The 12,358-nt window shown below is 68.4% G+C and carries 14 protein-coding genes; 6 read left to right on the forward strand and 8 right to left on the reverse strand.

Annotated features, from left to right (window positions below; all coding sequences use genetic code 11):
* Positions 1-162: 162 nt before the first annotated feature.
* Both ACWEVR_RS28060 and ACWEVR_RS28065 read left to right on the forward strand, forming a co-directional pair.
* The gene (locus ACWEVR_RS28060; protein WP_067644143.1) at positions 163-1,038 is read left to right on the forward strand and encodes an SDR family NAD(P)-dependent oxidoreductase; all 876 of its coding nucleotides are present in this window, start codon (positions 163-165) and stop codon (positions 1,036-1,038) included.
* Positions 1,035-1,682: a TetR/AcrR family transcriptional regulator gene (locus ACWEVR_RS28065; protein ID WP_452469364.1), complete on the forward strand. Its 648-nt coding sequence runs from the start codon at positions 1,035-1,037 to the stop codon at positions 1,680-1,682. The genes ACWEVR_RS28060 and ACWEVR_RS28065 overlap by 4 nt, the downstream gene beginning before the upstream one ends.
* On the opposite strand, the gene ACWEVR_RS28070 is transcribed toward ACWEVR_RS28065, so the two are convergent.
* The 4 genes from ACWEVR_RS28070 to ACWEVR_RS28085 form a co-directional block, all read right to left on the reverse strand.
* Positions 1,658-2,365, reverse strand: a complete 708-nt coding sequence (locus ACWEVR_RS28070) for a TMEM165/GDT1 family protein (protein ID WP_452469365.1) — start codon at positions 2,363-2,365, stop codon at positions 1,658-1,660. The genes ACWEVR_RS28065 and ACWEVR_RS28070 overlap by 25 nt on opposite strands.
* Before the next feature lie 359 nt (positions 2,366-2,724).
* Positions 2,725-3,252 (reverse strand): peptidase, encoded by a 528-nt coding sequence (locus tag ACWEVR_RS28075; protein WP_067495270.1) that lies wholly within the window; start codon positions 3,250-3,252, stop codon positions 2,725-2,727.
* 257 nt (positions 3,253-3,509) lie between these two features.
* Complete coding sequence (locus ACWEVR_RS28080; protein WP_067495485.1) at positions 3,510-4,133, reverse strand: superoxide dismutase; 624 nt, start codon at positions 4,131-4,133, stop codon at positions 3,510-3,512.
* A gap of 120 nt (positions 4,134-4,253) precedes the next feature.
* Positions 4,254-4,865: a hypothetical protein gene (locus tag ACWEVR_RS28085; RefSeq protein ID WP_452469366.1), complete on the reverse strand. Its 612-nt coding sequence runs from the start codon at positions 4,863-4,865 to the stop codon at positions 4,254-4,256.
* A 366-nt stretch (positions 4,866-5,231) separates the two neighbouring features.
* Between ACWEVR_RS28085 and ACWEVR_RS28090 the strand changes: the two genes are divergently transcribed.
* From ACWEVR_RS28090 to ACWEVR_RS28105, 4 genes are all read left to right on the forward strand, one after another.
* The gene (locus ACWEVR_RS28090) at positions 5,232-5,591 is read left to right on the forward strand and encodes a rhodanese-like domain-containing protein (RefSeq protein WP_084457547.1); all 360 of its coding nucleotides are present in this window, start codon (positions 5,232-5,234) and stop codon (positions 5,589-5,591) included.
* A 109-nt stretch (positions 5,592-5,700) separates the two neighbouring features.
* Complete coding sequence (locus tag ACWEVR_RS28095; RefSeq protein ID WP_452469367.1) at positions 5,701-6,648, forward strand: DUF4328 domain-containing protein; 948 nt, start codon at positions 5,701-5,703, stop codon at positions 6,646-6,648.
* Positions 6,645-7,412, forward strand: a complete 768-nt coding sequence (locus ACWEVR_RS28100) for a glycerophosphodiester phosphodiesterase (RefSeq protein ID WP_067495278.1) — start codon at positions 6,645-6,647, stop codon at positions 7,410-7,412. The genes ACWEVR_RS28095 and ACWEVR_RS28100 overlap by 4 nt, the downstream gene beginning before the upstream one ends.
* 90 nt (positions 7,413-7,502) lie before the next feature.
* On the forward strand, positions 7,503-8,423 hold the full coding sequence (locus tag ACWEVR_RS28105) for a DUF5926 family protein (protein ID WP_452469368.1): 921 nt from the start codon (positions 7,503-7,505) through the stop codon (positions 8,421-8,423).
* Positions 8,424-8,682: 259 nt separating this feature from the next.
* Here ACWEVR_RS28105 and ACWEVR_RS28110 read toward each other — a convergent pair whose 3' ends face one another.
* The 4 genes from ACWEVR_RS28110 to ACWEVR_RS28125 all read right to left on the reverse strand — a co-directional run bounded on the left by ACWEVR_RS28110 (position 8,683) and on the right by ACWEVR_RS28125 (position 12,203).
* Positions 8,683-9,231: a ferritin gene (locus ACWEVR_RS28110; RefSeq protein WP_067495280.1), complete on the reverse strand. Its 549-nt coding sequence runs from the start codon at positions 9,229-9,231 to the stop codon at positions 8,683-8,685.
* A gap of 86 nt (positions 9,232-9,317) precedes the next feature.
* Positions 9,318-9,845 (reverse strand): ferritin, encoded by a 528-nt coding sequence (locus tag ACWEVR_RS28115; protein ID WP_067495283.1) that lies wholly within the window; start codon positions 9,843-9,845, stop codon positions 9,318-9,320.
* Between the two features lie 9 nt (positions 9,846-9,854).
* Positions 9,855-11,315 (reverse strand): LCP family protein, encoded by a 1,461-nt coding sequence (locus tag ACWEVR_RS28120; RefSeq protein ID WP_452469369.1) that lies wholly within the window; start codon positions 11,313-11,315, stop codon positions 9,855-9,857.
* Between the two features lie 111 nt (positions 11,316-11,426).
* Entirely contained in the window at positions 11,427-12,203 is a 777-nt protein-coding gene (locus tag ACWEVR_RS28125; protein ID WP_452469370.1) for a CPBP family intramembrane glutamic endopeptidase, read from the reverse strand.
* Positions 12,204-12,358: the final 155 nt, after the last annotated feature.

Below are 12,358 nucleotides of genomic sequence, written 5' to 3' on the forward strand. Positions count from 1 at the left end.
TCCAGAGGCGGGGACGCGCCGCGAACTTGGTGGTTTTGCGGCCTTATCGGCCTTCTGCCAATAATGCACCATAGCGTTCAGGGGTGTGGTGTGGCGCACCCCTACTTCGGTGTAGCCGAAATCGTCGCGAACAGCGGTGTTTGCCGGTGGTAGCGTGCCGTCATGAGATCGTTCGCCGGTCCGAGCGTGGCCGGGCGCAGGGTCCTGATCACGGGTGCCGCGCGCGGGATCGGTGCTGCGCTGGCGCGGCGGCTGGCGGCGAAGGGGGCGCGGGTCGCGCTGCTCGGGATCGAGCCGGAACTGCTCGCCGAGGTGGCCGCGGAATGCGGTGATGTGCCGTGGCGCTACTGCGATGTGGCCGACCCGGCCCAGGTGGGGCGGGTGATTCCGGTGCTGGTCGCCGAACTCGGCGGGCTGGATGTGCTGGTGGCCAACGCGGGGATCGCCAAGCAGATGGCGATGGTCGGCGGCGACGCCTCGGTGCTCGAGGAGACGCTGGCGGTGAACGTGCTCGGTGTCGCGTACGCGGTGCAGGCGGCGGGCCCGTATATCGCGCACGCGGATGGGTACGTCCTGATGATGTCGTCCATCTCGAGTGCCGTGCAGCTGCCGCTCGGCGGCGCCTACAGTGCGTCGGCGGCCGCGGTGGCCGCGCTCGCGGAAACGCTGCGCTTCGAATTGTCTTCCACGGGAGCCAAAGTGGGCGTCACCTACTTCGCGGGGATCGACACCGACATGACCGTGCGCGGCTTCGACACCGCCGCCGCGCACACCATCCTCGGCGGCACGAGCCTGGCGGGGATCTCGCCGATCGGTCCGGCGGTCGACGCCATGGAACGGGCTGTGGCCCGCCGCAAGGCCACGGTGTACGCGCCGTGGTGGGTGGCGATGGCCCGGCCGCTACGCCCCTTCGCCCAGCTGGTCGTGCAACGGCTACACGGCAACAGGGTGGCGCGCGCCGTCGAGATCGCCCGCAACGAGGACGCACCGTTCACCACCGACCAACCGGCCCGGCCGCGCAGAATGGAACGGCAATGAGTGAGGAACCCGGATCGACCCTGCGTCAGCTGCCGCGCGGGCGCCACCGCCTCTCGCGCGAGGAGGTGGTCGCGTCCCAGCGCGAACGCATCCTCGTCGCGATGGGGGAGGCGATGTGCGAGAGCGGCTATGTCGGCACGCCGGTCGCGGCGGTGCTCAAACGCGCCGGGGTGTCACGCGAGACGTTCTACGAGCAGTTCCGCTCCAAGGAGGACTGCTTCCGCGCCGCCTTCGACCGCGCCTCCGAGCTGCTCTCGGACCGCCTGCAGGACACCATCGCCGAACTCGCCGACGCCGACGCGCCGACCCGGATGGACCGCATCCTCACCGCCTACTTCCAGCACCTGATCGACGATCCCGCCTCCGCGCGGCTGTTCCTCGTCGAGGTGTACGCGGCGGGACCGGCAGCGATCGCGGCCCGGATGGACCTACAGCACCGGTTCGTCACGGTGGTGGCGGCGATGCTCGGCGCCGAAACCGAGGAGCAGCGCTTCGCCTGTGCCACCTTGGCGGCGGCGATCGGGGCGATGGTCACCGGCAAGATCGCCGGGGGCGACCTGGACAGCCTGTGGGAATTGAAGGATCAGCTCATCGCGTTGGCGCAGCGCTCGGGCACGGTTTACGGCAACGCCTTCGCCGGCTGATCCACCGGCTCGCGCTCACGCCGAAAGAACCGCCAGGCCAGCACCCCGGCGCCGGTGAGTGCCGGGGCGAGCAGGGCGAGCGCGAGGGATGCGACGCCGTCGACGCCGGGGACGAAGGCGTCGAGCAGGGTTTTCCCGGCGAAGAACAGGAACAGCAGACCCGAGGCGATGGCGATCCCACGCTCGGGCAGGTGCTTACCCGCGAACTTGCCGACCAGAATCGCCAGCCCACCCGCGGCGACCATGCCTGCCACCGAGCCGATCCACACCGCGAGCCAGCTGTTGTTCGAGGCGAGCGCGGCCGCGGCGAACATCGTCCGGTCGCCGAGTTCGGCGAGCATGAAGGCGGAGATCACCACGAGGAACGCATTGCGGGTGCTGGGCGGTTCGGGGGCGGTCTCGGTGTCGTCCGCCGAGGTGAGCGCGTCGCGCAGGGTCCACACGCCGACGGCCAGCAGGGTGAGCGCGGTCACCACCGCGATGGCGCCGGCGGGCAACGCCGTGCCGAGAAAGTGGCCGACACCCGCGGCGATGAGGTTCACGGCGACACTGGCGACGCTGATTCCGGCCAGGACGACCCACCAGCGGTAGCGCAGCGAGAACGTCAGCGCCATCAGCTGCGATTTGTCGCCCAGCTCGGCCAGGAAGATCACGCCGAAGCTCAGCAGGATCGTGGCGATCAATGAATTCAGCTCCCAGGTAACAACTTCCGGCCTGCGGCTGAGACGGGGGTGCCTTCAGCCACACCGGTCGAATGATCGGTTTCGTGGCCGAAGGTCTCGCCCACCGGTGGTTACCGGTTCGCGCAGCCGGATCGCGCCGGTGGTGGCGGCGATCAGTATGTCGACTGGGCGATTGCGGGCTACTCCCCTTCGCTGTATCCCACCCTAGCGCGGTTGCTCCCGGAATGCCAACATCGCGTCACCGAAAGGGCAACGGACACAATAAGTTTGGCTGAGCGGCCCGGATAGTTCGGTTCCCCTGAATTCCGGATCGGGAAACCCTGTTGCCAGTGGTTCGCCAGGCCGGGGTCGCGAAAGGCTCAGGCAGCCAACAGCATTGCCAGCACGGCGGTATCCGGGTCGCTGATGAGGTCCATGCCGACCCGACTCACCAGGGAGGTGACGGTGCCGTCGAGTTCGGCCTCGGCCCAGGCGGCCCGATGCTCCAAACCCAGATGCGGCACGCCGGGCAGCAGCACGCACCCGGACGCGGCGCCCACGCACTCGGGCAGCGACGGCCGGGTCTGCGACGGCGGATGCAGCATCAGCAGGGCGGGCGGCACGTGCTCGGCGAAACGGCCCGGCTCGATCGCCTGGTCACCGACCACCGGGCCCTCGGCGAGGACGAGACCGACGGTGTCGGGTTCCGGATCGTCGGGCAACTCCTCACGCACCCCGAATACGGTGCTGGTGAGCAGCAAGCCCGGCAACGACGCCACCCGCACGGCGAGCACGAGCACCTGGGCCCACTCCTTGGTGGTATCCGGCCACCGCCCTGACACCACGAATCCCCGCAAACGACCATCCGCCTGAAACGGCGTGAACCCGATCGGCCCCTGAACAGTCATGACGACCTCCCGACTTACGAGATAAGTCAGGAATAGCCCGCAACCCTATTGGCACACAAGTACCACTGAGTGCTAGCCCGCCTCCCCGCGACTTTTGCCGACCAGCGAGAGCGCACCACCTGAGAACCGGGCCTGCGGTCGCACCACAGGCAAGTTCTGGGCGTCCCCGACGAGTTACCCATGTAGGTACGAAACCAGGCGGCACGAAAAAGTCCCCCGACGGCGAACCATCGAGGGACTCTTTACTATTCGCTAGCTCAGCCGAAGATGAGGCCCTTGCCCTGGTTGACGGCGCGGGCGAAGCGGTCCTGCACGTCGGCCCAGTTGACGACGTTCCAGAACGCGGTCACGTAGTCGGCCTTGACGTTCTTGTACTGCAGGTAGAAGGCGTGCTCCCACATGTCGACCTGCAGCAGCGGGATGATGCCGAGCGGCACGTTCGCCTGCTGGTCGTACAGCTGGAAGGTCAGCAGCTTCTGGCCGAGGGTGTCGTAACCCAGGACGGCCCAGCCCGAACCCTGCAGGCCGTTGGCGGCCGCGGTGAACTGCGCGCGGAACTTGTCGAACGAACCGAACTGGTCGTCGATGGCCGCGGCCAGGTCGCCTTCCGGCTTGTCACCACCGTTGGGGGAGAGGTTCTTCCACCAGATGGAGTGGTTGGCGTGACCACCCAGGTGGAAGGCCAGGTTCTTCTCGTGCAGGAAGATGGCGCTGTGATCGCCCGCTTCGCGCGCGGCTTCCAGCTTCTCCAGCGCGGTGTTCGCGCCGGCGACGTAGGCGGCATGGTGCTTGGAGTGGTGGATCTCGTTGATCTGCCCCGAGATGTGGGGCTCCAGTGCGCTGTAGTCGTAATCCAGATCCGGCAGCGTGTACTCGGCCACGTTGTCCCTTTCCTGTGTCGGGCTGTGTGCGCCCATCCGATCGAGCACACCAACCATCATTCGTACACCCGATTCGTGCAACCGACGACGCGCGGGCTGTATTTCTGATGGCCCAGCCGATTACAGCGGGGGCGCGACGTCTGCCTTGCTTGCGCGGGCGTCGCCCGAGTCGTGGGCGGCCCACCAGCGGCGACCGCCCTCGACGAACTCGGCCATCGGGATCTCGCGGCCGTCCAGGTCGGTAATTGTGATCTTGTCGAACCATACTCGGACGTCGAGTTCGCGCGGATCGATGCCCTCCTCCTGGGAGAACTCGATGACATGCGCGGCGATGCGCTGGTCGAGCACCGTGTCGAAGCTGAGCAGCTCGCTCCACAGCGTCCAGCCGCTGTCGTCGACGTCGATGAACTCCCAGCCGTGCAGGCCGCCGCCGCCGAAGCTCTCGATGGCCTCGTCGAGCTGGTCGAGGGTGAGGGGAAGGACGCGGGCGTCGATGTCGTCCCAGCGCTGGATGCGCAGCGACGCGGCGACGCGGGTGACGCCGGTGAAGGTGAGCAACACTTTGCGCTCACCGGGTTCGGCGCCGTCGGCGGGTTGGGTGAGTACCGCCAGGCACAGCTGCAGCTTGCCCGCGTCGGCGTTCACCTCCACACCGAGACAGGTCGATTCGGACAAAGCGGTATTCAGGCCGTTGCGGTCGAAACTGTCGAGTAGCCCCCTGCTCTGGTTCATGCGCTCAGGCTACCGATCCGTCCGCCCAGATCCCACGAAATGGGATTTTCACTAGTGATGTCGTTTTTATGGAACCGAAACGGTCCGGCGTGCGTCCAAGTAGATGTCGGGATCATTGCGGACGCGAAATCCCGACGTCAGCGGCGAACGACCGCTCCGGGATGTCAGGAGGGGAGTCCCGGATCGGTCGTTCCCATGCCGCGCGAACCAGCTCGAATCCCCCTCGACGGGCGACTCACCCTGATTGTGTGCTGATCGATTGCTGAGACCTGTGGATCGAGCTGTGGATTCTGTGGATAACCGAGATCGGTCCACAGACCACGCACACGGCGCCCGGCACCGCTTCGGGCATGGCAGGATCGAGGCGTGACGAGCTCCGATGTCCCCACGGTGCCGGTGGGCGAGGTACCGGCCGGGTTCGACCGCGCGGAACCGGTCCCCGGCGCCCAGCTGCTCGACGTGCGCGAACCCGACGAATGGGAGCTCGGGCACGCACCGGGCGCCATCCACATCCCGATGGTCGACGTCCCCGCCCGCCTCGACGACATCGACATCGACGCCGAGGTCTACGTGGTGTGCAGGCAGGGCGGGCGCTCGATCGAGGTGGTCAAGTACCTGACCCACATCGGGTACGAGGCCTGTCATGTGGCCGGGGGCATGGTCGCCTGGCAGCAGACCGGCCGTCCGGTGGTCGCCGACGGCGACCACGAAGCCAAGATCTACTAGTCCGGAACGGGGTGCGCGGGTGAGTTCGGTGGTGCAACCATGTGCACGCTGTGGCGCGCGGTGGGCCGTGCAGGGCGCGCCGATGCACTGGTGCCCGCGCTGTCGTGGCGTGCTGCTGTCCCCGGGCAAGGTCGACGCGCCCCCGGAGAAACGCAACTACCGCTGGGTCGCCCGTAGGCCCGATCATCGCGACCGCCGCGTCAGCGCACGCACCGTGCGCGCCGACCCCGGCCCGACTCCCCGCTACACCGAGGTGCCGCGCTGGGGTCTGCTCGATCCGCCGCCCGCCCAGCCGCGCGCACCGCGCAGGCCGTTGCGCGGCATCGCCGACCGGCGTGACCGGCTGCTTGTCATGACCGCGGCGGCGTTCGTGCTCGCCGGCCTCGCCGAATACGGCCGCTACCTGATCCTGCTGCAGAACCGCACCCGCCTGATCCCGAGCTGGCTGCTCTGGATCTCCGACGCCACCGTGTGGCTGTTCGGGACGCTCGCGCCGATCCTCGCGCTGCTGACGGCGCTGTCGCTGGTCGCGTGGCTGATCGAGGCCCGCCGTGCCGCCTACGCGGCGCACGGCAGCCGCGACCCGCGCCGATCGTGGACACTGATCGCCGGTTGCGTGATCCCGGGCGTGAACCTCGTCTGGCCCGGGGTCTTCCTCACCGAACTCGCCGCGGCACATCCCGACCCACGCGCACTGCGCGCGGTGCGGATCTGGTGGGCCGCCTGGGCGGCGAGCGGGGTGCTGTTCCTCGCCGCGACGCTGTGGCGCAATGCCTCTACCCTGCAAGCCGAGGCCGACGGCGTCTCGTTCACCGGGTTCACCGACCTGTGCGCGGCCGGGTTCGCGGTGCTCACGCTGTGGACGGTTCGCCTGCTCGAGGGACGTGACCTGCGCGGGAATCCCCGTTCGGCGCACCGCCTGCTGATCGCCGCCGACCCGGCGCAGGAGGTCATCGCCCCGGTGGAACCTGGCGGTGCGAGTACGGCCGAGGAGACAGAACGTTCGGAATCCGCCGAGCCGGGCGAGAATCCGCACAAGGAGGTTGTGGCCAAGTGAGTCAGGGCAATCGCGCGCCGTTCGTCGTCGCGCACCGTGGTGCGTCGGGGGAGCTTCCCGAGCACACTCTCGCCGCCTACGAACTCGCCCTGACCGAGGGCGCCGACGGGGTGGAATGCGATGTCCGGCTCACCCGCGACGGCCACCTCGTGTGCGTGCACGACCGCACCGTCGACCGCACCGCCGACGCGACGGGCCTGGTCAGCGAGCTGACCCTGGACGAGCTGCGCGACATGAACTTCGGCACCGAGGACGCGCCGGCGGGCGTGCTCGCCCTGAGCGACCTCATCGGCCTCGTCCTCGACTGGCGCAGCCGCCCGACCAAACTCTTCATCGAGACCAAACACCCCGTGCGCTACGGCGCCCTGGTGGAGAACAAGGTGCTCGCCGAGCTCCAGCGCTTCGGCATCGCCACCCCCGCCTCGGCGGATCATTCGCGCGCGGTGGTGATGTCGTTCGCCGCCACCGCCGTCTGGCGTATCCGTCGCGCGGCTCCGCTGCTGCCGACCGTGCTGCTCGGCGAATCCTCGCGCTTCCTCGGCGGCGGCGCGGCGACGACGGTCGGCGCGACGGCGGTCGGTCCGTCGGTGAAAACCCTTCGTGAGCACCCGGAACTCGTCGACAAGGCCGCCGCGGCGGGCCGGGCCACCTACTGCTGGACCGTCGACGATCCCGAGGATGTGCAGCTGTGCGCCGACCTCGGCGTCAGCTGGGTGGCGACCAACCACCCGGGCCGCACCAAAGCGCTGCTCGCCACGCTGTGATATTGGCGGCGGGGCCGCGGTTCTCGGCGCTTGACTCCGAGAACGGGGGCGCGGGGCCGCGACGTGATCGGCGGCCATAAACTCCGTGCCGTGGGTAAAAGCAAGCGGAACAGTCCTAAGCCCGACAGTAATCGGGCTCAGCGTCTCGCCGAGCGGCGTGCGGCGCAGGAGCAGGCATCGGCGGTCGTGACGCGACCGTTCGAAGGTCTTGCTGCCGAATGTGATCTGGTGGCGCTGCGGGAGTTCGTGCCGTCGGCGACCGCGACCCTGAAGCTGGCGCCCGGCGTGGCCGCGCAGCGCGAGGTCACCCTGGCGACGGTGCTGCCCGGCGCGGTCGCCGCGCTGGTGCGCGCCGGTGACGAGCCGGTCGGCTTCGTCGGCACGCAGATGCAGTTCCGGGGCGCCGATCCGTCGGCCGATATCGCCGCCGCGATCCTGTGGACGCAGTCGGCCGAACCGGGCGAGTCGCTCACGGCCCCGGAGGCCGTCGAGGGCGGGCCGCGCCTGGCGGACGTCATCGATCCCGGTGCCGACCTGGGGCTCACCGTGCACCAGGACTTCGACTGGTGGGTGCCCGAGGGCGTGACCCCCGACCCGCAGGTGGCGGCGACCATCGAGCAGGCCAAGCAGGCGATCATGCCGTCGGCGCGCCTGGATCTGGGTGCCGACGGTGTCGGCGCGGCGTGGTGGGTCGACGCGGGCGAGAAGGCGCACGTGCGCTGGGTGCGTCCGGAGGACGAGGACGCCCTGATGCTCGCGCTGGCGCGGGTGCACGCGGGCGGCGGCCTGCACATGGGCGAGGGTTCGCGGTTCGCCGGTTCCTTCCGCACCCACGGTGTGCTCGTTCCGGTGTTCGATCTCGATCCGGAGCGCCACCCCACCGAATGGGAAGCGCCCGCACGCGAATTCGGTGCGCGCCTGGCCGAGGCGCTGGCCTCGGACGCCCCGATGACGAGCGAGGAGCGGCGTTCGCGCGACGGTCTGCGTTCGCGTCAGGTCACCCTGCGCTGAACATTTCCGTGCGGATGAAATTAATGAAACATTCCACTTTCACACTGTTCGGTCGGTTAGGTTGACCCCAACGCCGACGCTCGGCGTCAGTGAAAGTCGGAGGACATCATGGAATTTCTCGGCTCTGTTGCCGGTCTCGCACAGATGGTGATCGGCACCATCCTCGCCAACACCGGCTCGGGCGGTTCCGGCTCCGGCTGGTGAGACGACGAAGGGATCGGCCCGGTACACCCAGGCCGATCCCTTCACCACTTGCGGGTCAGACGCTGCCGCCGGCGACCGACGGCGCGCCCGAGGCGTCCTTCGGGGTGCTCAGCTCACGCCACATGAAGGCCTCCAGATCGAACAGGTTCGACCCGGCGCGCTCGGCGATATTGAGCAGCGTCGTCATGGCGGCGACCTCTTCGACCTGTTCCTTCAGGAACCACTGCATGAACTGCTCGCCGAGGTAATCGCCCTCTTCGCGGGCGGTACTCGCCAGCCGCACGATCTGATCGGTGACCGTCTTCTCCTGGGCCAGCGCCAGCTCGATCGGCTCACGGGCGTTCTCGAAGCTCGACTTCGCCGCGTCGATGCCCGCGATCTCGACGCTGATATCGCGGTCGAGGAAATACTGCACGATCATCATCGCGTGATTGCGTTCTTCGACCGACTGCGCGTAGAACCGCTTGGCCAGCTGCGGCAAGTCGTTGTTGTCGAACCACACCGCAATGGCGATGTACTGATGTTCGGCGTTGAACTCATGCCGGATCTGGTCTTGGAGCAGGCTGTGGAATTTGCTGCGGGGGGGTTCCGGATGAATCGACATGCCGGCCACATTAGCGCTGGTCAGAAGGCTTGTCATCCAAGTGCAGCCTTATTGAGGACAGTATTTCCTAAGCAAGTATTTCCTAACTAAGCCCGGCCTTCGCCCGCCATTTTCGGGGCCGTCGCATACGTTTTCGCAGTTCCCGGCAGTTCGCGCCGAACGAATTCTTCCACATCGAACAAATTGCCGTCGCGGTCGAGCACCGCGAGCAAGGTGGTGAGCGCGGCGACCTCGTCGACCTGTTCCCGCAGGAACCACTGCGTGAACTGTTCGCCGAGATAGTCCCCGGCCGCGCGAGCAGTTGCCGCGAGCGCGCTGATCTGGGTGGTGATCGTCTCCTCGCGCGCGAGCAGGAACGCGATCGCCTCGCGCGGGGCATCGAAATCGGGACGGACCTCGTCGAGGCCGCCGACCCGCACCGCCACGTCGCGGTCGAGCAGGTACTGCACCATGCGCAGCGCGTGGCCGCGATGTCGCGCCGCATGGGCATAGGTCTGGTCGGCGAGCTGCGGCAATCGCTGCGCGTCGAAGTAGACGGCCGCGGCCAGGTACTGCTGGGCCGCGGTGAGTCCGTGCCGGATCTGGTCACGCAGGAGTTCGGTGAAGTCGGCCATGATTCGACGTTACCGGGTGAGCAGATCCTCCGGAATCTGCTGATCCTTGGCGAGCGCGTCGAAGAAGCCGGGCGCCTTGGACTTGTCCCAGAGCAGCACATTGCCCACGTCGGTGTCGGTGAAGCCGCCGATCGGCACGCTGGTCGTCACCGTGTCGCCGCGCATCGCCCAGCCGAGGGCGCCGAGGTTCCAGATGTGGTCGCCGTCGTCGACCTTCAGCGAGCCTGCGACGCCCGTCGCCATCGGCCACAGCGCGAACGGATTGGCGAGCGTGCCCATGCTCGTCGCCTTCTTCAGCAGCGCCGACATGAACATGCGCTGATGATTCATCCGGTCCACATCGGCGTTCGGGGTCGCGCGGGTCCGCACGAAACCCAGTGCCTGCGGGCCGCTGAGTTCCTGACAGCCCGCGGGCAGGTCGAGACCGGCCAGCGGGTCGACGATCGGCTGGTCCAAACACATTTCGATACCGCCGAGCGCGTCGACGACACTGGCGAAACCACCGAAACCGATCTGGGCGTAATGGTCGATGCGCACGCCGGTGGCCACCTCGACGGTCTGTACGAGCAGCGGTGCGCCACCGAGCGCGAAGGAGGCGTTGAGCTTGTCCTTGCCGTGGCCGGGGATGCTCACATACGAGTCGCGCGGCAGGCTGACCATGGTCGTCGGGCCGGACGACGGGATGTGCACCAGCATGATCGTGTCGGTGCGTTCGGGCCCGGTGTCACCGCCGGTGGCCAGTTCGGCTTCCTGGTCCTCGGACAGGTCACCGCGCCCGTCGGAACCGACGAGCAGCCAGTTCGTGCCGGGGGTGTCGCCCACCCGGTCGCTGTAGGAGGCGAGGGCGGGGATGCGGGTCAGCGAGTTGTCCAGGTAGATGACACCGGCGATCATGCCCACGATCAGTGCGACGACCACCACCGTGAACCAGCGGAACGGGTGGCGTCTGCGGCGGGGACGCGGTGGACGTGGCGCGCGACCCCCGACCACAGGCGGTGGGGTGCGTCTGCGTGGCGGGACCGCGTCGTGATGGGGGACCGGTCGCTGCGTCGGGGCGTGCTGCACCGGTTCGCGTCTGCGTGGCTTCTGCTCGCGGGGAGCCTGCGGAGCCTGTGCGGGCTGAGGCGCCTGTGAGTAGGCGAGGGGTTGGTTGTCGCGGCCGTCGCGGTGCAGGACCTGGGTGGGTTCGATGTGCGAGGCGGGGCGACGGTCGTGCGGGGTGTGGCGGACGGTCGGGCCGTCGGGTGCCGGGTAGCCGGGTCGGCCCGCCCCAGGCAGGGGCGGCACGGGACGCCGCGCGTCGGGTGCGGGGCCGGGGCGGCCGGGAACGGGCGGGGGTCGCCGGGCGTCGGGCGCGGGTCGGCCCGGGACAGGCGGAGGCCGCCGGGCATCGGGCGGCGGGCCGGGGCGGCCGGTCGGCGGCGGCACCCGGCGCCTGCGTGGATCATCGCGTGGGTTGTCGCCGTTCATCACTGTCGAACTCTACTGATCGTGGGGTGCGCGGGCTGGGTTTGCGTGCGCGGTCACTACTGCATACCCATGGTCGACCCGACCGTTAGCGCGCCGCGCGGTGACACGCCGTCACGGTAGCCAACCGACGCGTCCACGCAGCACGTTGTAGCCGAGATAGGCGACGGCATCGATGAGGGCGTGCGCCAGGATCAGCGGCCACAACCGGTTCGTCCGCTGCCAGTATCGGCCGAAGACGAGACCCATCACGATATTGCCCAGGCCACCACCGAGGCCCTGATACAGGTGGTAACTGCCGCGAAGCAGCGCCGAGGCCAGTAGCGATTTGTTGTCCGACCAGCCGAGTGTGCGCAGCCTGCTGATGAGGTAGGCGACAACGATCACCTCCTCGGCGACCGAATTCGCACAGGCCGACGCGATGAGCACCGGCAGCCGCCACCAGTGTTCGTCGATCGAGTTCGGCACGATGGTCACGCTCACTCCGAGCGCATGGGCGAGCAGATACAGGCCGAGCCCCGGTATCCCGATCACCGCCGCGAGCACCACACCTGCGATCGCGTCGGTGCGGCCGAACCGCGCCAACCCGACCAGGCGCGGCCCGATTCCGCTGCGCCACAACAGGTAGAGGCCGAGCGCGGCCCACGCCAGCAGCCGCGTGATGCCGACGAGTTGGAACAACAGGTCGATGACCGAGTTGTTCGAGCGCGACACGTTCAGCGCGACCGTCCGCCCGCCGACCCCACCCGGTGAAAGCGCGGAATCGAGCAGTGAAAGCCCCGCGCTGATTCCGCTGAGGCCGAATGTCACCAGCAGTACGACGCCGATCTCGACCCGGACCCCGAACCGCTCGCGTTCGCTCAGTTGGGTCTCGGGAGGTTCCACGCGCATGCCGCGCAGTGTAGGCAGGGAAGGCACTTGGTGTATTGCGCCCAGGCGGTGCTGGCTGTGTTTTTGGAGCGCTGGCGCGCTCGAGCGCGGCCCCTGGGGGGCCGCGCGAACAGCGCTCGAGACTCGCGCTTCGCGCATGCGCTTCGAGCGCTGTT

The organism is Nocardia sp. NPDC003979 (assembly GCF_053605015.1).